This window comes from Streptomyces sp. NPDC033966, assembly GCF_055575955.1.
The window spans coordinates 507634-528582 of sequence record NZ_JBVIRQ010000003.1 but is presented as its reverse complement, the minus strand read 5'-3'; the positions used below and the strand labels follow the sequence as shown (position 1 = coordinate 528582).

The window sequence follows — 20949 nt, the reverse complement described above, 5'->3', positions numbered from 1 at the left end:
GGGGCGGCCGCCCGGCCGGTCTCACACCTCGATGACGATCTTGCCCGCCGTGTGGCCCTCCTGGTTGAGGGCGAAGGCGGCCCCGAGTTCGGCGAGCGGGAAGGTCTCGGCGACCGTGACCTCCAGACGGCCCTCGTCGGCGAGGCGGCCCAGGGCGGCGAGGTCCGCGGAGTCGGGGCGGACCCAGATCCACTGGCCGCCCGCCCCCAGGACCGTGTGGTCGGCGATGGACGCGTGGCGTCCGCCCTCGGCGAGGACGGCGCGGGTGACGTCGAGGACGCCCCCGACGAAGTCGGCGACGACGGTGACGCCCTCGGGGGCGAGGGCGCGGACGCGTTCCGTCAGGCCGTCCCCGTAGGCGACGGGTTCGCAGCCGAGGCCGCGCAGCCGGTCGTGGTTGCGCGGGGAGGCGGTGCCGATGACCCGGGCGCCGAGGGCGGCGGCGATCTGGACGCCGAGGGAGCCGACGCCGCCCGCCGCCCCGTGGACGAGGACCGTGTCGCCGCCGCCCGCGCCGAGGCGGGTCAGCAGCTGGTACGCGGTGAGGCCGGCCAGCGGCAGGCCCGCCGCCTGCCGCCAGTCGAGCGAGACGGGCTTGGCCGCGAGGCAGCGTACGGGGACGCTGACGAACTCGGCGAAGGTGCCGCCGTGCACCCAGTCCTTGCGCGCGTACCCCATGACCTCGTCGCCCACCGCGAACTCGGGGGCGTCGATGCCGACGCGCTCGACGGTGCCGGACACGTCCCAGCCCGGGACGACGGGGAACACGGCGTCCATGAGGCCGTCGAGCCCGCCCGACATGATCTTCCAGTCGACCGGGTTGACCGCCGCGCAGCGGACCCGGACGAGGACCTCGCCGGGGGCGACCTTGGGCACGGGCAGCCGGGTCTCGGCGAGCACCTCCGTCCCGCCGTACGTCCCGTACGCCATGGCCCGCATGGTGCCTTCGGTGTCCTGCGACATGGATGCGGCCTCTCCGTCTACCCGAACCGGTGGAAATCACCCCTTCCCCATCCCACCACGGAACGCCGCCCGTACCGCCGAGCGCAACGCCGCCCGGTCACTCGTACTCGGTGCCGCCCTTGCGCGTCAGGTAGGCCGGGCTGACCGCCTTCGCGATGGCCCGCCCGCCGGTCACGGGGCTGTACCGCTCGGCGGCCGACCGGATGACGACCCCCTCGCGCAGGTGCAGGTTCCGCCCGGAGACCGTCTCCCGGCCGGTCGCCAGCTCCAGTACCGCGTCCAGGGCGTACGGTCCCTCGAAGAGCCGGGGTACGAGCGGGAGTTCGCCGTCCCGGAACACCTCCTCCGGGTCCAGCCAGCGCACCTGGCCGTCGATCTCGGCGGACACGTCGAAGACGGCGTATCCGGGCGGCGCGTCGGCCGTCGCGGCCGGGACCCCGTACGCCAGGTCCTGCACCCCGGCCCCGTACACCTCGCCGAAGACGCCGATCCGGCTCGCGCCCAGCCGTTCGGCCAGCCGGGCCGCGACCTCCGCCACGCGGTGGCCGCGCACCGCGCGCCAGTAGACGTTGCGCTCGTCCTCCCTGAGGGCCAGCCCCTTGGCGCCGACCCCCTTGGAGGAGACCAGGACCCGCCCCTCCCCTGCCACGTAGGTCAGCAGGCAGGCCGTGCCGTGGAGTTTCTCCGTCAGGACGACGCGCTCCCCCTCCTCGAAGATCCCCGGGTAGCGCTGGAGGTTCTCGATGTCCACCCACGGCAGCAGGTCGGGCGCGGCCTCGGCCTCTCCGGCCATCGTCGTGGGGACGGGCGGCGACCACTTCACGATGCCCAGCGCCTCCGCGAAGTCGGTGCCCTCCTCGGCCGCGAGGGCCAGGTCCACGCCGGCCAGGGCGCGGGGCCGGCAGACCAGGCCCTGCGAGAGCTCCCCGCGCAGCCGGACCGCCTTGACCCGGTCCTTGGAGCCGCCGGCCAGCCGGCCCGTCAGTCCCAGCTCCTCGATCAAGGCCGCCGGAAGGACGGCCTGTTCGGGTATGTAGAGGGCCAGGTCGCCGGTGCGGTAGGCGCCCTTGGCGACGACGGCGCGGTAGAGGCCCACCTGGGCCAGCTCCAGCGCGTCGGCATCGGGGTGGTCGTGGACGGTCAGCTCTTCGACGGTGACACGCAGGGTGGACATCGGCGCCTCCTGGGACGGGGGGACGGGCTCGGACTTCCCGGCCACTCTCGGCTCCGCCATTTCCGCTGGTCCAGCGGATTTCTGGGTGTTAGCCTGCGCCGCCCGGACGGCATCCGCCGTTCCCCGCAAGGAGGTTCACATGCCGCGTCGCCCCGTCACCGTCGTCACCGGAGGCAGCCGCGGCATCGGCGCCGCGACCTGTGTGCGCCTCGCCGCCGAGGGACACGACCTGGTGCTCGGCTACGCGCGCGACGGGGCGGCGGCCGAGGCCACCGCGGAGCGCGTGCGGGCGGCGGGCGGGCGGTGCGTGACCGTACGCGGGGACACCTCGCGGGAGGACGCGGTGGAGCGGCTCTTCGACACCGCGGGGGCGGAACTGGGCCCGGTCACCGGGCTGGTGAACAACGCCGGGGTGACCGGCCCGCTGGGCCGGCTCGCCGATGCCCGGACCGAGGACCTGCGGCGGGTGGTGGAGGTGAACCTGCTCGGGTACCTGCTCTGCTGCCGGCGGGCGGCCCGGGACATGGCGGCGGCCGGCGGCGGGGCCATCGTGAACGTCTCCTCGGCGGCCGCGACGCTGGGCAGCCCCGGGGACTACGTCCACTACGCGGCCACGAAGGCGGCCGTGGACGCGCTCACCCTGGGCCTGTCCAAGGAGCTGGGCCCGGACCGCATCCGCGTCAACGGGGTCGCGCCGGGGATCATCGAGACCGACATGCACGCGACGATGGGCGACCCGGACCGCCCGGCCAGGGCGGCGGCCGGGATCCCGCTGGGGCGCCCCGGGCAGCCGGAGGAGGTCGCCGGGGCCATCGCCTGGCTGCTGTCCGGGGACTCCTCGTACACGACGGGAGCGGTGCTGCGGGTCTCCGGCGGGCGGTGACCCGGACCGGCCCCGGCCCCCCGTCCGGGGCGGGCGCGGCCTCAGCCGAAGGCCGCCTGGGTGGCGGGGCCGTAGACGCCACTGGGGTCGCCCTTGATGTCCCGGTCCCGCTGGAGCTGCGCGACGCCGCGCTTGGTCTGCCCGTCGTAGACCCCGGTCACCCGGACGTACGTGAACCCCTGCCCGTACAGCCGCTCCTGGAGGGCGCTGACCTCGGGCCCCTTGTCTCCCGGACGCAGCGTCCCGGAGGAGCCCGACTGCTTGGCGGGCTTGCCGGGGGTCGGGGAGCCGGTCCCCGGCACCGCCGATGACGGGGGCGCGGAGGGAGACCGGCTGGCGGAGGCCGAGGGCTTCCCGGTGGCCGTCTGGCTGCGCACCTCCGCGTCCCCGGCGCCCGGGCTGCGGGCGGGCAGCGCGGGCAGGGCCAGGTCGGGGCGGGCCGATCCCGGGGGCGGGGACTCCGGTTCGGACCCGCTCAGCAGGAAGACCAGCGTGCCCGCCCCGGCCAGCGCCAGCAGCGCGAGGGCGGCCGGCGCGAGCCGGCTCCCCCGACGCTCGGGCGCGTGCCCGGGATGCGGGGCCACGGGGTGGGCCGGCGGCGCGGGCGGGACGCGCGGCAGCGGCTGCGTCGTCTCCTCCAGCGACTCCGGCAGCGTCGGCCAGTCGGGGTACGCCTGACCGTGGGGGTCGTCGGACACGGCGACGTAGGGACGTACGAAGTGGTGGTCGTCGGGCTCGGGCCCGTTCTCATCGGGGTGTGGGGACACGGTTGTCTCCGGGCGCGGACAGGGGGCCGGTGCGGCGGTGCGGAACCGGCCCCCGTCCAGCCGGTCAGGCCCTGCGCCGCCGGGCGGCGGGGGCCGCGCCCGCCCCCGGGGCCGGCACGGTCAACGGGGCGCGGGCGGATATCGGCATGTAGGACTTCTCCGAAGTGCGGCTCGTTCGATGGCTCTTGAGCGGACTCTTTCCGTCCGCGACCGCTTCGTCAAGCCGGGTGTCCGTTCCGCCCCATCCATCCGTTCTGCTCCGGCGCCGGATCGGCGAGGGGGGCGGAGGCGGCCGGCCGGTGGTCCGGGACCCCGCCGACGGGGTCCCCGTCCCGGTTCCGGCCCCGGTCCCGGCCCCGGTCCCGGCGGGAGGTGACCGCCACCGTGAGGGCCGCCGCCAGCATCAGCGCCGCGCCGGTGAGCGGGGCCGCCGGCACGGAGACGCCGTCCACCACGAGCCCGCCCGCGAGGGCGCCCGCCGCGATGGCGAAGTTGAACATGGCCACCATCAGGGAGGAGGCCGCCTCGGCGGCCCGCGGCGCGGCCTGGAGCATCCAGCGCTGCAGGCTGACGGAGACCCCGCCGTGGACCAGGCCCCAGACCAGCAGCAGCACGGTCCCGGCGACGGCTCCCGGCACGACGGCGATCAGCGCCAGTACGGCGGTGAGGGTGGCGCTGACGGTGAGCAGCGTACGGCGGGCGTCGCGCGGCCCGGCCAGGAAGTTGCCCGCGACCCCGGCGAGGCCGTAGCCCAGGAGCAGGGTGCTGACCAGGCCGGATTCGACGCCGGAGACGTCCCTCAGGACGGGCCGCACGAAGGTGTACGCGGCGAACTGGCCGGCCACCACCAGGAAGGTGACGATGACCCCGGCCCGGACCCCGCGGTTGCGGCGCAGCAGGGCCGGCAGTTCGCGGAGGGTGACGGGCCCGGACGGGGGCAGCGCGGGGAGCAGCAGGAGCAGGGCGGCGGCGGTGAGGGCGCCGAGGACGCCGACGGCGCCGAAGGCGGTGCGCCAGCCGCCGAGTTCGCCGAGGAGGGTCCCGGCGGGGACGCCGAGCACGGAGGCGGTCGGGACCCCGCCGAAGATCAGGGCCGTGGCCCGGCCGGCGTGGTGCGCGGGGACCAGCCGGACGGCGAGCCCGCCCGCGATGGCCCAGAATCCGCCGACGCTGATGCCGACGAGCAGGCGGGCGGCCAGGACCACCGTGAAGTCCGGGGCGAACGCGGCGGCGAGGTTGGCGGCGGCCATCAGGGCGATCAGCACGCACAGCACGTGCCGCCGGTCCGTCCGGGCGGCACCGACGGTGACGAGGGGTGCGCAGAAGCCCGCGACGAGCCCGGGGACGGTGACCATCAGCCCGGCGGTGCCGTCGGAGACCCCGAGGTCGGCGCCGACGGGGGTGAGCAGGCCGATGGGCAGCAGTTCGGAGGTGATCAGGCAGAAGATCCCGAGGGAGACGGCCGCCACGGCCGCCCATCCCTTGAGGGGGCTCCGCGCCGGGGGAGCCTGCTCGGGAGCCGGGGTGGGATCAGGCGCCGGGGTGGGATCGGGAGCCGGGATGGGATCAGGCGCCGGGGTGGGATCGGGAGCCGGGATGGGATCAGGCGCCGGGGTGGGATCGGGAGCCGGGGTGGGATCGGGAACGCTGGACGCGGCTGGTTCGGTCATGCTCGGCACTCCGTACGGCAGGCGGGCGGAAGGTGAACGCGGCACGGCGGCACCAGACCCCGGGGGTCGCGCCTCCCCCGTCGCCCGCACTGCCGTGCCGTGCCGATCGCGTTCCCGCCCATTCTGCGACCGCCGGGGCGGTTCCCGGCCGCCTCCCGAAGGATCGATTCGGCAACGACCGGTCCGGTCTCCCCCGTCACCCGGACGCGTGAGCCGCCGGATCCGCGCGGCCCCGGACTGCGGCATGGTGGTCGGATGCAGTTACGCCGGGCCGCCCTGCCCCTCTCCCTCCTCGCGCTCCTCGCGAGCGCCGGCTGCGTGTCCGTGGGCCCGGAGTCCGGCCGCCCGGGCCCGGCGCGGGGCTCCGTACCGCCCGCGGACGCTCCGGAGGCGCCGGACGCCCCCGACGTCACCGGCGCGCCCCACGCCCACGGTCCGCCGCCGGAGCCGTCCCTGCCGCTGGGCGAGCTCCCGGAGCCCGAGGCGGCGGCCCCGCCGCCGCCTCGGGTGCCGCCGCCCGTCCACCGGGCCCGCCCGCCCGCGCAGCGCCCCGCGAAGCCCGCCGCACCCCGGCACGCCCGGCCCCCCGAACCGCCCGCGGTGCGCGTGCCGCGTCCGCCGCGCGGCGAGGAGCTGTGCGAGGCGGCGGAGGGCGCGGTCCCGCCGTCGATCGTGGACCTGTGCGTACGCCAGTACGGCCGCTGACCGGACCGGATCCCCCGGCCGGGCAGACTTGACCCTCACACCGTGTCAGGCCGTGCACTTGGAGGCGTCATGTTCACCATCGGAGACTTCGCCAAGCACGGCCGGGTTTCGGTCCGCATGCTGCGCCACTACGACGCGCTCGGACTGCTGCGCCCCGCCCGTGTCGACCCCCTGACCGGCTACCGCTCGTACGAGGCGGTCCAACTGGCCCGCCTCAACCGCGTCATCGCGCTCAAGGAGCTCGGCTTCAGCCTGGAACAGGTGGGAGCGGTGCTCGACGAGAAGGTCGGCACGGAGGAGCTGCGCGGGATGCTGCGGCTGCGCCGGGCGGAACTGGAGACCGCCGCTGCCGAGGCGGCGGCCCGGCTGGTCCAGGTCGAGACGAGGCTCCGGACCATCGAGAGCGAGGGAACCATGTCCGCGGACGAGATCGTCGTGAAGAGCCTGCCGCCGGTACGGCTGGCCGAACTGAGCGGGGTGGCCGCGAGCTACGCCCCGCAGGACATCGGGCCGGTCATCGGTCCTCTGTACGAGGACCTGTGCCGCCGCGTCGAGACCGCCGGGGTGGTTCCGGCCGGTCCGGGTCTGGCCTACTACGAGGAGGCTCCGGGCGGCGAGCCCGGATCGGTCCTGGTGCACGCCGGGCTCCCGGTGGCGCCGGCGGTCCGCGCCGAGGACCTCGGGGCCGGGGTGCGGATCGTCGAGCTGCCCGGGGTCGAGCGGGCGGCGACCGTGGTGCACCGGGGGGCGATGGACGGAGTGCTGCCGACGGCGCAGGCCCTGGCCCGGTGGATCGACGCGCACGGCCACCGCTCGGCCGGCTACGCCCGTGAGCTGGCGCTGGCCTGCCCGGAGGACCCGGAGGGGTGGGTCACCGAGCTCCAGGAGCCGCTGGTCTCCTGAGGGTCAGGCGGCGGTCGCGGACGGCCGCGCAGCGCCGGGCGGTGCCCCGTCGGACCGTCCGCAGCCGGCGCACCGCGCCGTGCCCGCGCCGGCTCCACTCGGCGCGGGGCAGCCCGGCACGCTGGCCGCCGCCGGTGATCAGGGCGTTGACGGGGGCGTGCGGGTCGGCGGCGACGCCCTTGGCGATCAGCACGCCGACCACGAGCGGGACCAGCGCGACCGCGAGCGCGGAGCCGGCGGCGGTCACGTGCCCGAGGCGCGGGCGGGGGGTTTCGGGTGCCGGGGTGTTCATGCGTTCATTCCAGCAGCGGCGCCGCGGCGGTGGATCGGGGCGGATACTCAGTCCGCCCGGCACGGGGTACTCAGACGGTGGAGGACGGCGGTGGAGACGCGACCCCAGGGCTTCGAGCCCGCGACCGGCGACGGCCCCGAGGCGTCCGGCGCGGACCGGGCCGCCGAGGTGCGCACGGCGTACGAGGGGCTGTTGCAGATCCGCCGGCTGCTCGCGGGCGGGGCGGGGGCGCCGGCCCCCTGGGAGCTGCGGCTGGTGCCGCGCGCGGTGGCCCTCGTACTGGAGGCGGCGGGTTTCCCGCCGTCGGCGGTGGACGCCGGGGGCCGGCGCACCCGGACCGGCTACCGGGTGACGGGCGGCGCGGACCGGGTGGAGGTCACCTGGGCCGGTCCGCCCGGCGGGGGCGCGGCCGGTGAGGAGCAGGACCGGCTGAAGGCCTGCGCGGCGGAGCTGGAGCGGCACGGCTGGGAGTGCCTGCTGTACCGCGGCCCGAGGGGGCGGCGATTCCTGGAGGTGGAGGCCCCCGGTGGGCGGGGCCCCGGGGGCCGTCGGTGACCTTGCCGCCATGAGCCGCCACATCAGTACCGCGATCCCGGCCTTCGGGGTTCTCGCCCGCTCGGTGCTCCTCGTCGGAGCCGTGCACGACTACCGGGCCGGCGCGTCGGCGCTGTGGGTAGCGGCCGGTGCGCCGCTCGTCCCGGGCCCGGTCTTCGCTCTCGCACGGCACGTCCGGCGCGGCCGCGCAAGGGCCTCCGCCTGACCGGCGGAGGCCCTTGCGGGTGTCGTCAGCTGCCCTCGGCGGGGTCCCGGTGCCGCAGCAGGCGCAGGGCGTTGGCGACGACGACCAGGGTGGAGCCCTCGTGGACCAGGACGGCCGGGCCGATGCCCAGGCCGAGCGCGGTGGCCGGGACGAGGACGGCGACGATGCCCAGGCTCAGCCACAGGTTCTGCCGGATGATCCGGCTCGCACGGCGGCTGAGGCCGGTGACGAAGGGGAGGCGGCGCAGGTCGTCGGACATCAGGGCGATGTCGGCCGTTTCCAGGGCGACCGCCGAGCCGGCCGCGCCCATGGCCACTCCCACCGTGGCCCCGGCCATGGCGGGGGCGTCGTTGACCCCGTCGCCGATCATGGCCGTACGGGCGGTGCGGCGCAGCCGGGCCACCTCGGTGACCTTGTCCTGCGGCATCAGGCCGCCGAGGGCCTCGTCCATGCCGACCTCGCGCGCCACGGCGTCGGCCACGCGCTGGTCGTCGCCGGAGAGCATCACGGTGCGGGTCACCCCGAGCGCGCGCAGGGCGGCGACGGTCGCGGCGGCCTCCGGGCGGGGGGCGTCCATCAGGCCGAGGGTGCCGAGCCAGCGGTCGCCCCGGCGGACCAGCATCGTGGTGCGGCCGGTCCGGGCGAGCTCCTCCGTGCGCTCGCGCAGGGCGGGGGGTACGGGCGGCCCGGCGAGGGTGTCGGCGTAGGAGAGGCTGCCGATGTGGACGGCCTCGCCGTCGAGTTCGGCGCTGACCCCGCGGCCGATGACGGCGCGGAGGTTGACGGCTTCCGGGGTCGCGGCGGCCGGGTCGGCCCGGGTGCCCGCCAGCAGGGCCGGCGCGTCCCGTACGACGGCCTGGGCGAGGGGGTGGTCGCTGAGGCGCTGGGCGGCGAGGGCCGTGCGCAGCAGTTCCTCGCGGCCGGCTCCGTCGGCGGCCTCGACCTCGGTGAGGCGGGGGCGGCCCTCGGTGAGGGTGCCGGTCTTGTCGAAGGCGAGGGTGCTCAGGCGGCCGAACTCCTCCAGCGGCGCCCCGCCCTTGACGAGCACTCCCCCGCGGGCGGCACGGCCCACGGCGCTGAGGACGGCGGCAGGGGTGGCGATCGCGAGGGCGCACGGGCTGGCGGCGACGAGGACGGCCATGGCGCGGTAGAAGGTGTCGGTGAAGGGCTCGCCGGAGAGGGCGCCGAATGCCAGCAGGGCGGCGACGAGGACGAGGACCCCGGGGACGAAGACCTTCTGGAAGCGGTCGGTGAACCGCTGGGTGGGCGAGGTGCGCTCCTCGGCGTCCTGGACCATCCGGACCACGCGGGCGAGGGTGTTGTCGGCGGCGAGGCGGGTGACGACGACGTCGAGGGAGCCGGAGCCGTTGACGGTGCCGGCGTAGACGCGGCTGCCGGGGTCGGTGCCGGCGGGGTCGGCGAGGGCGGCGGCCCGGTCGGCCACCGGGGTCTTGTCGGCGGGGACGCTCTCGCCGGTGATCGGTGACTGGTCGACGCTACTGCCGCCGGCGGCGACGAACCCGTCGGCCGGGACCCGGGTGTGCGGGCGTACCAGGACGGTGTCCCCGACGGCCAGCTCCCCGACGGGCACCTCGACGGGCTCCGCGGCGCCGTCGCGCCGGACGAGGGCGGTGCGGGGGGCGAGGGCGCCGAGGGCCTCGACGGAACGCCGGGCGCGGCCCATGGCGTACTCCTCCAGGGCGTGGCCGAGGCTGAAGAGGACCAGGAGGACGGCGCCCTCCTCCCAGCGGCCGATCGCGGCGGCCCCGGCCGCGGCGACGAGCATCAGGAAGTCGACCTGGAAGCGGCCCTCGCGCAGGGTGGCGACCGCCTCGCGGAGGGTGAAGGACCCGCCGAAGACGTAGGCCGTCACGAAGAGCCCCTGGGCGGCGGGGCCGCCGTTGCCGGTCAGCTGGAGGATCAGCCCGGTGAGGTAGACGGTGAGGGCGAGCAGGGCGCTGACCAGCTCCGCGCGCTCTCCGGCCTTCTTCGCCACGTCACGCATGACGTCACGCATCATGTCGTTCATGGCATCAATATATCAGCACATCAAAATATATAGACGTGTGTACGTCCTGATCTCCCGATCTAAGGTGGCCCCATGGAACCAGCCGTGGAACCCACGCTCACCGAGCCCGACGCGGCCGCGGTCGCGGAGGTCATGCAGGGCCTCGCCTCACCCGCCCGCATCCGCATCCTGGCCCGGCTGCTGTACGCGCCCTGCTCGGTCGGAGAGCTGGCCGAGGCCCTCGGCCTCGGCCAGCCCACCGTCTCCAACCACCTGCGCCTGCTGCGCCACCTCGACCTGGTGGCCGGGCGGCGCGACGGGCGCAGCGTGGTCTACGAGCTGCACGACGAGCACGTCACCGCCCTGCTCCGGCAGGTGCTGGAGCACGTGCACCACGGGCGTGCCGGCCGCGGGGCGGGGCCGTCGCCTACCCTTCCCGCATGATCGTTTCAACTGAGCCCGTCCGCCTGGTGATATTCGACTGCGACGGCGTACTCGTCGACAGCGAGCCCATCGCGGCCCGCGTACAAGTGGCCCTCGGCGCCGAGCTGGGCTGGCCGCTGACCGAGGCCGAAGTCGTCGAACGGTTCATGGGCCGCTCCAGCGCGTACGTGCGGGAGCAGGTCGCCGACCGGCTGGGGGCCGCGACCGCCCGGGAGTGGGACGAGCGCTTCGCGGTCCTGCACGCCGAGGCGGTGGACGCGGGGCTCTCGCCCGTCGAGGGGCTGCCCGAGGCCCTGGACCGGATCTCCCTGGCGACCTGCGTCGCGTCCAGCGGTTCCCACGAGAAGATGCGGCACACGCTCGGCCGTACGGGCCTGTACGAGCGGTTCGCGGGCCGCATCCACAGCGCCACCGAGGTCCCGCGGGGCAAGCCCGCCCCGGACGTGTTCCTGTACGCGGCCCGGCGGATGGGCGTCGAACCGGCGGCGTGCGTGGTCGTCGAGGACAGCCTCCCCGGCGTCCGGGCGGCGCGCGCGGCGGGCATGCGCTCGCTGGGCTACGCGGGCGGGCTCACCCCGGCGGCCTCGCTCGCGGGCCCGGGCACGGTGGTCTTCACCGACATGCGTGAACTCCCCGCCCTGCTGGAGGACATGGCCTGATCCGCGGGACGGCCCTCAGGGCAGCGGGCGGCACAGCAGGGCCGCCGGCGAGGGCCGTGAACCGACCCGGGCGGTGAAGGCGATGCCCGCCGCGTACTCGGTGGACGCGCACTGGCCCTTGTAGTGGCCCCGGGCGAAGTCGCCGCCGCCGGCTCCCGCCGGGCGGTCGTCGCCCCGGTCGAACCAGAGGGTGCGTCCGGCGCCCGCCGGGAGGGGCGTCCGGGCCGGGGCGCACAGGCCGGCGGAGACCCGCTCGCCGCGCAGGCTGTACCCGATCAGGAACTGTCCCGCCGGGCACTGGAGTTTCGTGTAGCCGGTGGCCCAGTCGCCGCCCGGCGGGACGTACGCCTCGTCGCGGACCACCGTGTGGCCGCCGGCCGGGGCCCGCAGGTCAGAGGTGGTGCACAGGCCGCGCCCGCCGGTGTGGCCGAGGCCGGCCAGCCGGGCGCCGTCCGGGCAGACGGCCTTGCGGGCGCCGCTGTCCCAGTCCCCGGCGGCGCGGGTGCGCAGGGAGGCGTTGTGGTCCCGGTGGTCGGTGCTGAGCTGGTACCAGGCCGGGGCGGCGGGGACGGGCCCGGTACGGCCGGGGGCGCCGGTCAGGGCGGTCAAGGGGGCGGTGCGCCAGTCGGCGGGGTCGAGGACTCCGGTGCGGCGGCCCGTGGAGTCGTAGCGGAGCAGGGCCCAGCTGTCGCCGCCCGGGACGCCCTGGGCGGTGGTGCTCCAGCCGACGAGCGGCCAGTACGCGAAGTCGGCGTCGGAGCCGGCCAGGTAGGAGGTGAGGTTCTGGAACCAGGCGCGCGGGGCGGTGCCGGTCTCGTCCGCCCCGGTGCCGAACTCGCTGATCCAGACGGGGGCGGTGAAGTGGGTGCCGGTCTCGGCGGAGACGAAGAAGGCCTGGTCGTAGAGGGTCTGTTCGAGCTGGGCCCGGGTCATGTCCTGGTAGCGGGGGTCGTGGGTCTCGCCGAGTCCGGTCGCGCCGCTGTGGCGGGGGCCGGTGTACCCGTAGAAGTGGGCCGAGTACACGAGCTTGCCGGAGACGACCAGGGTGTGCGAGAGGGTGCGCACGGGGGTGAGGGTGGGGCGCTCGTGGGGGAACCCGTCGAGGGGGATGCCGGTCCAGTTGATGCCCTCGACGACGATGAGCAGGTCCGGGTTGGCCTCGGTGAGGATCCGGTCGGCCGCCTCCTGCGAGGCGGCCTGCCAGTCGTGGCCGTCACCGAGGCCCCAGTTGGGGTCGTCCCAGGTGTCGCGGCGGACCTCGTTGTAGAGGTCGGCTCCGACCACGCGCGGGTTGTCGCGGTAGCGGCGGGCGACGGCCACCCAGTCGTCGGCCCACTGGGCGGTGGAACGGCCGCTGTTCCAGCGCTCGTTGCCGTCGAGGCCGCAGCACCAGCGGGTGGTCCCGGTGTGGTTGTTGAGGATGACGGCGAAGCCCGCGTCGGTCAGGGCGGCGACGACGGCGTCGAAGACCTGGAGCGGGGTGCGGCCGCGCAGGGCCGGGTTGGCGGCGACGGCCGCGTCGGGGACGGGGGTGCCGGTGCGGAGCATCTCGTTGGAGAAGGGCAGCCGGACACTGTTGAGCCCGAGGGCGCGGAAGTCGGCGAGCAGCGCGGGTATCGGGACCCGGTCGAGGCCGAGGGGGATGCCGTGGGAGTCCTGGCCGCTGTGGTGGGTGGCGGGGTCCGCGGGGTCGCCGGAGCCGTTCCAGGAGCCCTGGGCGCCGTCCCAGTTGCCGGAGCGCAGCCGGAAGCGCTCGCCCCGGGCGTCGACGACGTAGCGGCCCCGGGTGGAGAGCGGGGGCGTCCAGGCGGTGCCGGCCGCCGGGGCGGCCGGCGTGGCCGGGGCGGCCGGGGGCGACACGGGGGCCGCGGCGGCCGGGGGCGGCGCGGGGGCCGCGGCGGCCGGCAGTGCTCCGGCCGCCAGGAACAGCACGCTCAGCAGCACCCGTACGAGGCTCTTCATCTCTCTCCCGCCCGCTCCGGCCGCCCGCTCCGGGCGGCTGCGGCCGACAAGTTACCGGCCGGTCGCACAGGGCGGAAGGCGTGGGACCGCCCCGGCCCGGACCCTCGGACGCGGAGGCGTCAATTCCGGCAAACGTGGGCCATCCCTTCACACCCGGCCGCCTGGCCAAAACCGCCCCGCGCGGGGACCCGCGCCTCTACCGTGCCCTGAGGGGCAGGCCGGCAACGGAGGGTGGGGCTGATGGACGACGACGAGGACATGCGGCTGGCGAGGATCACGCCGGAGATCTCCCGCCGCACCCTGGCGATGCTGCGCGGTCTCGCCGGGCTGGAGCCGCCGGAACAGGTGCCCGAGGACGCCATGACGGTCGCCGACGCGATCCTCGACGACCACGGCACGGACGGACTGCGGGTGCTGGTGATGACGCTGGCCGCCTGGGCGACGGCGCAGATCGAGAACGTCGCGGAGCTGAGCGGGCGCAGCCACGAGGCGGTGCTCGACGCGATGGAGCTGGCCTGCCTGGAGGCCAATGCCGAGGAGTAGGCCCCGGCAGCCACCGGAGGGGTTTCTTCCGCCGGGGTGCGGGCGACACTCCGGGGCAACCCGGCCCGTCGTCCGCCACCCTCGGTGGGCGGCGGACGACCGACCGTTCCCGTACCGCGGCATGCCCTGATCCGGGCCCGCGTCGGCGACACTGGGGAGACCAGAGGCTTGTGGGGGGTCGTGATCGGAGGCCGTCGTGAGCACACCTTCCCCCATCCGGATCGCCGCCGTCCTGTCGGCCGAGCACCGCGGCCGGCTGATGTCGCACGCCAGTGAGGTCAACTTCCCCGAGGGCGCGCAGCTCTTCGACGAGGGCAGGCCGGCCCAGACCTTCTGGATCGTGCGCTCCGGCACCGTGACCCTGGAGATCCCGCTGCCCGGCCGCCGCACCCCCGCGCCCGTCGAGAGCCTCGGCCCCGGGGAGCTCGTGGGCTGGTCGTGGCTGTTCCCGCCGTACGTGTGGCAGCTGAGCGCCGAGGCCATGACCCCGGTGCGCGCCTACGAGTTCGACGGGGCGACCGTCCGGATGCTGATGGACGCCGATCCCGCCTTCGGCTCCGCGATCGGGCACTGGGTCGGGCGGGTCCTCGCCGTCCGGCTCCACCAGACCCGCACCCGGCTCCTCGACCTCTACTCCCCACGTTCGGGGGCGAGCCGCTGAGGGGCGCGCCAAACCTTTCGGGGAGGCGTGTTCGGCCGTTTCCCGGAATCCCTCCTTCACAGGTCACGGCGGCGGCGGGCGGACGGAGACCGCTGCGGACTGCACTCATGCGCTCACGATCGGTGACGAGAAATGGCGGTACGAACGGGCGTTCACGCTCCGGATCGGCAAGACTCCCGTCCGTTATCCGAAACGCCGACCCGAGGAGTGTTCGAAATGCGGTCCATCACCAGGAGTCTGGGACTGGCTTCCGGAGCAATGGCCCTCACCGCCGTCACCGCGCTGGCCGGGACCGGGGCCGCGGACGCTGCGCCGGCCGGAACGCAGAGCCTGTACTCGCCGTCCGCGCTCGTGGTCAGCGTGACGGCCGGGGAGGACACCGTCAACGGGACGGTACTGCGCGCGGCGACGCTCGTGTGCGCGCCGCGGCCGGGCGGCACGCACCCCGACCCGGCGGCGGCCTGCGCCGAACTGCGGGCCACCGGGGCCTCACTGGACGCCCTCGCCGCTCCCCGCCCGGACACCGCGTGCACCCGGGAGTGGAACCCGGTGACCGTCACCGCCGAGGGCGTGTGGCAGGGCCGGCGGCTGAGCTACACGTACACCTTCGGCAACCCCTGCGGGCTGCGCAGCACCACCGGGGTGCTCTTCGGCATCTGAGGGCTCCGGCCCCGGGCCCGGCCGGGCGGCGCCGTGCGACCGCCGTCCGGCCATGACCCGTGTCCTCCGGATCGGGCCGGGCCCCTCAGCCCAGTTCGAGACTGGTGACCCCGTACAGCCCGGCCAGCTCGACGTCCGGCGCGGGGCCCGTGTACATGCGGGCCGTCTCGAACGACGGGGCCAGCCCCAGGCCGGCGGCCACCGCCGCCGCCGCCGGATTCGCGTCGGGCACGTCCACGGCCACCTCCCCGCGGGGGGCGTGCCCGGCGAGCCGCCGGACGAGGGCGGCGGCCACCTCCGGGGCGGCGGCGTAGAGCGGGCCGATCCGGGAGGCTCCGCTGCACGGGCGGACCACGCCGAGGCCCTCGATCCGGCCGTCCCGGACGGCCGCGAGCGCGGTCCTGCCCGGCAGCGAGGTCCAGGCGGCGAGGAAGGCGTCCCGCTGCTCCGGGAAGAAGCGGCGGTCGTAGGAGGCGAGCCGGGCGAAGGGCAGCGAGGCCGCGTCCACGATCTCCACGCCGCCGTCCGCGTCGGCCGCGCCCGCCCCGGCGGCCCGGGGCACGCCCTCGTAGCGCATGTTGGTCCAGGCGGAACGGAAGCCGGACTTGCGGTAGTTGTCCTGCTGGTCGACCACCCCGTCGAGTCCGACGAGCCGCCCCCGGAGCCGGTCCGTCCCGGCCTGCCACAGCCGGATGCCGTAGCCCTGGCCGCGTACGTCGGGCCGGGCGATGTAGAAGCCGATGAAACCGAACCCGGCGCCGTAGCGCACGGCGGAGATGCAGGCCACCGGCTCACCGTCCCGGCGCCCGACCAGGAAGCCGTCCGGGTCGGCGACCGCGAAGGCGAAGCGGTCGCTGTCCCCCGGGTTCCAGCCCTCCAGGTCCGCCCAGGTGCGCAGCAGTTCCATGTCGGCGGCGCTCGCGCCGGTGATCTCGAATCCCGTCATGGGCGGTGTTGTACCAGAACGCCGGGGACGTGCGCAGGAGCGCTAACCGGCCGTCAGCAGCTCGGCGAGGGCCGCCGGGTCGACCGCCCGGTGCAGGTCGCTGACCTGGCCGTCACCCACCTCGACGACCCGCCAGACCCCGTCCTCGCGCAGCGCCAGGTCGGTGGTGACGAAGCGGCAGCCGAGCGCCCCGACGGCGGACCGGACCGGTTCGAGGGCGGTGCCGGGCAGTACGGCGGCGGGCCCGGGGTGGTCCGGGTGGGGGGTCACCAGCCGGGGTTCCCCGTCGCGCCACCAGACGCGGACCTCAGGACCGGTGAAGCGCTCGAAGGCGCGCAGGACGATCCCGCCCGCGAGGAACTCGTCCTGGAGTTCGACGAACCGGCTCACCACGCGGTGCACGGCGGGGCGGTCGGCGAGGTCGGGGAGGTGGCAGGCCTCGTGCCACTCGTGCTTGCGGGACTTCACGTAGTCCTTGACGATGCCCGCCCCGGCCGGGAGGGCGGCGGCGACGGCCGCGAGCCGTTCCCCGTCCGGGGTCTCGCCCGGCGCGGCGGGCAGCCAGCGGCTGGCGGGGGTGAGCGCGGCGAACGTCTCGTACCAGCCGGGGAGTTCATGGGCCCGCCGGTAGGCCTCGGGGGTGACGGCCAGCCGGGCGCCGCGTCCCCGCAGGGCCGCGTCGAGGTCGGCGTACCGCTCGGCGGGGACCATCCAGCCCCGGTACCAGACGGCTCCGGCACCGGCGGGGACCCGGGCCACGGCCCGCCCGGCGTCCCCGGCGAGCAGGGCGTCGTGGCCGACGAGCGCCACGGACCCGCCGGCTGCGCGCAACTGCCGGGCCTCGGCCGCGAAGTGGGCGTCGGCCCGGCGTTCGTGCAGCGGGTCGTGGCAGTAGAGGACGGTGGTGGTCGTGTTCACTCCCCCACGATAGTGATCAGCCCGCGCAGATCACGTCGTCGAGCGCGATCGGCCGGGAGTCGAGGCGGACGTACGCGGTGAAGGTGTCGGTGACGCCGGAGTCCCAGGTGGTGGTGACCGTGGCCCAGCCGACGCCCGCCGCCTGTGCCACGGTGGCCGGGCCGACGGCGATGTCCCGCGGGACGCCCTGGGCGCAGAGCACGACGTCGGCGTCCGGGCTGTGGGCCTGTTTCTCCTTCAGCTGCGGCGAGATCCGCTGGCTGCGGTCCCGCGCGGAGGGGCCGTGCTCCCCGTAGAAGGCGGTGAGGAATCCGGTGATCTCCTCGGCGGTGTGGTGGTGGTGACCGTGGTGGTGGAGGGACCATCGCGGCACCGGGTCGGCGAGGGCGGCTGCCGGGGCCGCCGACGCGACGAGGGGGAACAGTGCGGCGGACAGTACGAGCAGCAGGGCGCCCGGGCGGTACGGGATGTGCGTCATGTCCGGTTTGTAGCCGCCCGCCACCGCCGGCGGTCAGGGGCGCGGCGCGAGCTCACTCCGGTGGACGTGGAGATTCACCGCAGAAACGCCCCTCCCCCTGCGCCGACCGGCCCCGCGCGGCCGGGGACCGGGGGCGGGACCGGGGGCGGGGCGGGCCGGGACGTTAATCCGTTCGCCGCGCCCCGGCGGTTCTGCGTAGGGTCGGCGCATGGGGAAGCCGCTCGTCGCAGTGTTCAGTGGGGCCGGGATGTCGACCGATTCCGGGATTCCGGACTACCGGGGCCCGCAGGGGCTGTGGCGGCGTGACCCCGAGGCCGAGAAGCTCGTGACGTACGAGTACTACATGGCCGACCCGGAGATCCGCCGCCGGTCCTGGCTGATGCGCTCCGAGCTCTGGTCCCTCTCTCCCCGGCCGAACGCGGCGCACCTGGCGGTGGCCGAGCTGGAGCGGTCCGGCACCCCGGTACGGGTGATCACGCAGAACGTGGACGGCCTGCACCAGCTCGCCGGAATGCCGGCTCGGAAGGTGTTCGAGCTGCACGGGACGTCGCGGGAGGTGCTCTGCACCCGCTGCCACGCCCGGTCGGGCATGGACGAGGCACTGGCCCGGGTGGCCGCCGGGGAGCCGGATCCCGCCTGCCTGGCCTGCGGCGGGATCCTGAAGACGGCGACGGTGATGTTCGGCGAGCGCCTGGACCCCGAGGTGCTCGCGCGGGCCGTGGCCGTGGCCAAGGGGTGCCAGGTCTTCATCGCGGCCGGGTCGACCCTCCAGGTCCAGCCGGCCGCCTCGCTCGCCGGGATGGCGGCGGAGGCGGGAGCGCGGCTGATCATCGTCAACGCGGAGGAGACCCCGTACGACCCGCTGGCGGACGAACTGGTCCGCGAGCCGATCGGCACCGCCCTCCCGGCCCTGCTGGCCCGGTTCGCCTAGGCCCTGTCCGGGCGGTCTTCGCGGGCCCCACGCCTCCCCCAGCTAACGCTGGGAGGGGCCCCCAGGCACCGCACCTCGCCTCGTTGTCGGTCCGCGCAAGTACGTCCAGCGCCTGGGGCTCCTCCCAGCGGTAGCTGGGGGAAGCGTGTGCTGATCCACGAAGATCGCCCGGACAGGGCCTAGGTGTCGAGCTGGGCGGCGAGGCCGTCCAGGAGGAGGCCGAGGCCGAGCTCGAAGCCGCGGTCGTCGAGCGCGGCCAGGCCGGAGCCCGTCGCGGCCGCGCCGGTGAGCGCGTCGGCCAGGGCCGGGTAGTCGGGGCGGTAGTCGGCCGGGGCCCGGCCGAATCCCGCCGTGAAGGTCTCCAGCGCCGAGCCGAGGACCAGGTAGTCGACGGCGGCGGCGGCCTCGGCCGCCCGGGCCGGGGCGCAGCCGGCCCGGACGAGCGCGGCGAGCAGCGCGTCGTAGCCGCGCAGCGCCTTGTCGGCCGCGACCTGGCGCCGGGCCGCCGGGGCGATCGCGTTCGGGTGGCGGAGGTAGACCTGCCGGTAGCCCCGGGCGTACGCGGCGATCCCCTCGCGCCACCGCGGATCGTCGAGCGGGCTCAGGTCGATCTCTTCGTTGATCAGCTCCGAGACCGCGTCGAGTACGTCGTCCTTGGAGGCGACGTGGTGGTAGAGCGAGGCGCCGCGCACGCCGAGGCGGTCGGCGAGGGTGCGCATCTTCAGGGCCTGGGGGCCTTCCTCGTCGAGGAGGCCCAGGGCCGCGCGCGCGATGATCCCGCGGTTGAGCAGCGGCTGGTTGGGTCGGCCCACGGTGTTCCCCCCTCGTTCTCCGCCGCCAGGTTACCGGGAGGGAGGGGTTCCCAAGAGGTCCGGGCCGGGTTAAGGTCCCCGCATTCCCGATACCTAACAAGGTTAGATTTACGTTCCGGAGCACTCCGGGCCCGCCCGGGTGCGGGCGCCGGCGCTCCCCCGCCTCCAGAGGTGCGCATGCCAGACCTTTCCCCCCTCGCCCCCGGCCCGGACCTGCCGGGGGACTCCGACGCCGCCCGCCTGAGCGACCTGGGCTACGAGCAGGAGCTGAACCGCAGCCTCGGCGTCCTCGGGAACATCGCCATGGGCTTCGCCGTGGTCTCGCCCGTGGTCGCCCTCTACGCCGTCTCGATGGTCGGCACGATGATCGCCGGGCCCGCCTGGGTGTGGGCGCTGCCGATCGTCCTGCTCGGGCAGTGCCTGGTGGTCAACGTCTACTCGGAGCTGGCATCGCAGTGGCCGCTGGCCGGCGGCCCCTACCAGTGGGGCCGGCGGCTGCTGGGTCCGTCGTTCGGCTGGATGAGCGGCTGGGTCTGGCAGTTCGCGGTGATGTTCGGCAACACCACCGTGGCGTACCTGGCGGCCCCCTGGGTCTTCGCCCTCGTCGGGGCGGTCCCCTCACCGGGCGCCCTGGTCGCGGTCGCCGCCGGGATCCTGGTGGCCTGCATGCTGGTCAACGCGTACGGCATCCGGATCCTGAGCTGGTTCGTCTCGCTCGGCATCGCCGCCGAGGCCGTCGCCTCCGTGCTCGTCGGCTTCACCCTGCTGCTGTTCTTCCGCGAGCACGGCTTCTCGATGTTCACGGAGACGCTCGGCGCCGAGGAGCTGTCCGGCGGGTCGACCGCGATGGCCTTCCTGGCCGTCCTCGCCGTCGCCGGCTGGGGCTTCATCGGGTTCGACGCCTGCGTCTCGACCGCCGAGGAGACCAAGGACGCCGGGCGCCAGGTGCCGCGCGCCATGTGGTGGGCCCTGCTCAGCGTCGGCCTGGTCGTCATCCTCAACGCGATGGCGGTCGCCCTGGCCCACCCCGACCCGCGGGCCGTCGTCGCCGGCGAGGACCTCGACCCGGTGACCACCGCCGTGGTCACGGCCTTCGGCTCCTGGTCCGACAAGCCCTTCGTCGCGGTGGTCCTGGTCGGCTTCCTCGCCTGCGCCATGGCCTCCCAGGGCGGCGCCGCCCGCGGGGTGTACTCGCTGGCCCGGGACGGGGTGTTCCCCTTCTCCCGGCAGGTCCGCCGGGTCAACCGGCGCCAGGCCCCCATCGGCGGCCTGATCGCCTCCACCCTGGTCTCCTGCACCGGCCTGCTGCTCGGCCTGAACGCCACCGCCATCGGCAGCCTCATCGCCTTCGGGACCGCGGCCACCTTCCTGCCCTTCTTCCTGGTGAGCCTGGCCGCGCTGATCGCCCGGCTGCGCGGTACGTGGGTACCGTCCGGGCACGTCCGGCTCGGCCGCAAGGGCACCTTCCTCAACGTCCTGGCCGTGCTCTGGACCGCCTTCGAGGTGGCCAACGTCTGCTGGCCGCGCGCGGTCCTGGCCCCGCCGGGAGCCCCCTGGTACCAGATCTGGGCCGGCCTGCTGGGCACCGGAGCGGTGATCACCGCCGGTCTCCTCTACCTCGCCGTCAAGAAGCCGCAGGACACGCTGCGGGCGGCGCGAGCCCACGAGGACCGGGCCGCGGCGGCGCCCGCCGGCGCACCCGCCACCGGAACCCCCTGACCCGGGCGGGTGTCCGGCGGGCCACCGCCGGACACCCGCCGGGCCCTCCCCCTCCCCCCTCCCCCTCCCCCCTCCCCCTCCCCACCACCAC

Annotated in this window: 23 protein-coding genes; 12 read left to right on the top strand and 11 right to left on the bottom strand. The window is 75.6% G+C overall.

Going from position 1 to position 20949, the window contains the following annotated elements; genetic code table 11:
• Positions 1 to 21: 21 nt before the first annotated feature.
• Both ACZ518_RS11370 and ACZ518_RS11365 read right to left on the bottom strand, forming a co-directional pair.
• Positions 22 to 939: an NADP-dependent oxidoreductase gene (locus tag ACZ518_RS11370; RefSeq protein WP_469112954.1), complete on the bottom strand. Its 918-nt coding sequence runs from the start codon at positions 937 to 939 to the stop codon at positions 22 to 24.
• 121 nt (positions 940 to 1060) lie between these two features.
• Positions 1061 to 2137, bottom strand: a complete 1077-nt coding sequence (locus ACZ518_RS11365; protein WP_469112787.1) for an RNA ligase (ATP) — start codon at positions 2135 to 2137, stop codon at positions 1061 to 1063.
• A 139-nt stretch (positions 2138 to 2276) separates the two neighbouring features.
• Here ACZ518_RS11365 and ACZ518_RS11360 point away from each other — a divergent pair, with 139 nt between their 5' ends.
• The gene (locus ACZ518_RS11360; RefSeq protein WP_469112786.1) at positions 2277 to 3020 is read left to right on the top strand and encodes an SDR family NAD(P)-dependent oxidoreductase; all 744 of its coding nucleotides are present in this window, start codon (positions 2277 to 2279) and stop codon (positions 3018 to 3020) included.
• Between the two features lie 41 nt (positions 3021 to 3061).
• Here the strand turns inward: ACZ518_RS11360 and ACZ518_RS11355 are convergent, their stop codons facing one another.
• On the bottom strand, positions 3062 to 3787 hold the full coding sequence (locus ACZ518_RS11355) for a peptidoglycan-binding domain-containing protein (protein WP_469112785.1): 726 nt from the start codon (positions 3785 to 3787) through the stop codon (positions 3062 to 3064).
• A gap of 218 nt (positions 3788 to 4005) precedes the next feature.
• Positions 4006 to 5256, bottom strand: coding sequence for an MFS transporter (locus tag ACZ518_RS11350; protein WP_469112784.1), 1251 nt, complete (start codon positions 5254 to 5256; stop codon positions 4006 to 4008).
• Between the two features lie 456 nt (positions 5257 to 5712).
• Here ACZ518_RS11350 and ACZ518_RS11345 point away from each other — a divergent pair, with 456 nt between their 5' ends.
• Positions 5713 to 6162 (top strand): hypothetical protein, encoded by a 450-nt coding sequence (locus ACZ518_RS11345; protein WP_469112783.1) that lies wholly within the window; start codon positions 5713 to 5715, stop codon positions 6160 to 6162.
• A gap of 69 nt (positions 6163 to 6231) precedes the next feature.
• Positions 6232 to 7065 (top strand): MerR family transcriptional regulator, encoded by an 834-nt coding sequence (locus tag ACZ518_RS11340; protein WP_469112782.1) that lies wholly within the window; start codon positions 6232 to 6234, stop codon positions 7063 to 7065.
• Here the strand turns inward: ACZ518_RS11340 and ACZ518_RS11335 are convergent.
• On the bottom strand, positions 7034 to 7357 hold the full coding sequence (locus tag ACZ518_RS11335; protein ID WP_469112781.1) for a hypothetical protein: 324 nt from the start codon (positions 7355 to 7357) through the stop codon (positions 7034 to 7036). The genes ACZ518_RS11340 and ACZ518_RS11335 overlap by 32 nt on opposite strands.
• A gap of 90 nt (positions 7358 to 7447) precedes the next feature.
• On the opposite strand from ACZ518_RS11335, the gene ACZ518_RS11330 reads away from it, so the two are divergent.
• Together ACZ518_RS11330 and ACZ518_RS11325 are read left to right on the top strand one after the other, a co-directional pair.
• Positions 7448 to 7912, top strand: coding sequence for a hypothetical protein (locus ACZ518_RS11330; protein ID WP_469112780.1), 465 nt, complete (start codon positions 7448 to 7450; stop codon positions 7910 to 7912).
• Between the two features lie 10 nt (positions 7913 to 7922).
• On the top strand, positions 7923 to 8117 hold the full coding sequence (locus ACZ518_RS11325) for a hypothetical protein (protein ID WP_469112779.1): 195 nt from the start codon (positions 7923 to 7925) through the stop codon (positions 8115 to 8117).
• A 25-nt stretch (positions 8118 to 8142) separates the two neighbouring features.
• On the opposite strand, the gene ACZ518_RS11320 is transcribed toward ACZ518_RS11325, so the two are convergent.
• Positions 8143 to 10146 carry a heavy metal translocating P-type ATPase gene (locus ACZ518_RS11320; protein WP_469112778.1) on the bottom strand — a complete coding sequence of 668 codons (2004 nt, stop codon included), beginning with the start codon at positions 10144 to 10146 and terminating at the stop codon, positions 8143 to 8145.
• Positions 10147 to 10218: 72 nt separating this feature from the next.
• Between ACZ518_RS11320 and ACZ518_RS11315 the strand changes: the two genes are divergently transcribed.
• Both ACZ518_RS11315 and ACZ518_RS11310 read left to right on the top strand, forming a co-directional pair.
• On the top strand, positions 10219 to 10569 hold the full coding sequence (locus ACZ518_RS11315; protein ID WP_469112777.1) for an ArsR/SmtB family transcription factor: 351 nt from the start codon (positions 10219 to 10221) through the stop codon (positions 10567 to 10569).
• Positions 10566 to 11228, top strand: a complete 663-nt coding sequence (locus ACZ518_RS11310) for an HAD family hydrolase (protein ID WP_469112776.1) — start codon at positions 10566 to 10568, stop codon at positions 11226 to 11228. The genes ACZ518_RS11315 and ACZ518_RS11310 overlap by 4 nt, the downstream gene beginning before the upstream one ends.
• A gap of 15 nt (positions 11229 to 11243) precedes the next feature.
• Here the strand turns inward: ACZ518_RS11310 and ACZ518_RS11305 are convergent, their stop codons facing one another.
• Positions 11244 to 13190 (bottom strand): glycoside hydrolase family 5 protein, encoded by a 1947-nt coding sequence (locus tag ACZ518_RS11305; protein ID WP_469112775.1) that lies wholly within the window; start codon positions 13188 to 13190, stop codon positions 11244 to 11246.
• Positions 13191 to 13430: 240 nt separating this feature from the next.
• Between ACZ518_RS11305 and ACZ518_RS11300 the strand changes: the two genes are divergently transcribed.
• The 3 genes from ACZ518_RS11300 to ACZ518_RS11290 all read left to right on the top strand — a co-directional run bounded on the left by ACZ518_RS11300 (position 13431) and on the right by ACZ518_RS11290 (position 15054).
• Entirely contained in the window at positions 13431 to 13733 is a 303-nt protein-coding gene (locus ACZ518_RS11300; protein WP_007262440.1) for a hypothetical protein, read from the top strand.
• Between the two features lie 196 nt (positions 13734 to 13929).
• Positions 13930 to 14394 (top strand): Crp/Fnr family transcriptional regulator, encoded by a 465-nt coding sequence (locus tag ACZ518_RS11295; RefSeq protein ID WP_469112774.1) that lies wholly within the window; start codon positions 13930 to 13932, stop codon positions 14392 to 14394.
• Positions 14395 to 14610: 216 nt separating this feature from the next.
• Positions 14611 to 15054 carry an SSI family serine proteinase inhibitor gene (locus ACZ518_RS11290; RefSeq protein WP_469112773.1) on the top strand — a complete coding sequence of 148 codons (444 nt, stop codon included), beginning with the start codon at positions 14611 to 14613 and terminating at the stop codon, positions 15052 to 15054.
• A gap of 85 nt (positions 15055 to 15139) precedes the next feature.
• Here ACZ518_RS11290 and ACZ518_RS11285 read toward each other — a convergent pair whose 3' ends face one another.
• From ACZ518_RS11285 to ACZ518_RS11275, 3 genes are read right to left on the bottom strand one after another with little or no spacing between them, the layout of a single operon-like run.
• The gene (locus tag ACZ518_RS11285) at positions 15140 to 16000 is read right to left on the bottom strand and encodes a GNAT family N-acetyltransferase (protein WP_469112772.1); all 861 of its coding nucleotides are present in this window, start codon (positions 15998 to 16000) and stop codon (positions 15140 to 15142) included.
• A gap of 42 nt (positions 16001 to 16042) precedes the next feature.
• Positions 16043 to 16918 carry an ATP-grasp domain-containing protein gene (locus ACZ518_RS11280; RefSeq protein ID WP_469112771.1) on the bottom strand — a complete coding sequence of 292 codons (876 nt, stop codon included), beginning with the start codon at positions 16916 to 16918 and terminating at the stop codon, positions 16043 to 16045.
• 16 nt (positions 16919 to 16934) lie between these two features.
• Entirely contained in the window at positions 16935 to 17396 is a 462-nt protein-coding gene (locus ACZ518_RS11275; RefSeq protein WP_469112770.1) for a hypothetical protein, read from the bottom strand.
• Positions 17397 to 17604: 208 nt separating this feature from the next.
• On the opposite strand from ACZ518_RS11275, the gene ACZ518_RS11270 reads away from it, so the two are divergent.
• Positions 17605 to 18327 (top strand): SIR2 family NAD-dependent protein deacylase, encoded by a 723-nt coding sequence (locus tag ACZ518_RS11270; protein WP_469112769.1) that lies wholly within the window; start codon positions 17605 to 17607, stop codon positions 18325 to 18327.
• 179 nt (positions 18328 to 18506) lie between these two features.
• Here ACZ518_RS11270 and ACZ518_RS11265 read toward each other — a convergent pair whose 3' ends face one another.
• On the bottom strand, positions 18507 to 19139 hold the full coding sequence (locus ACZ518_RS11265) for a TetR/AcrR family transcriptional regulator (protein ID WP_469112768.1): 633 nt from the start codon (positions 19137 to 19139) through the stop codon (positions 18507 to 18509).
• Between the two features lie 177 nt (positions 19140 to 19316).
• On the opposite strand from ACZ518_RS11265, the gene ACZ518_RS11260 reads away from it, so the two are divergent.
• Positions 19317 to 20858, top strand: a complete 1542-nt coding sequence (locus tag ACZ518_RS11260) for an APC family permease (RefSeq protein WP_469112767.1) — start codon at positions 19317 to 19319, stop codon at positions 20856 to 20858.
• Positions 20859 to 20949 lie beyond the last annotated feature (91 nt).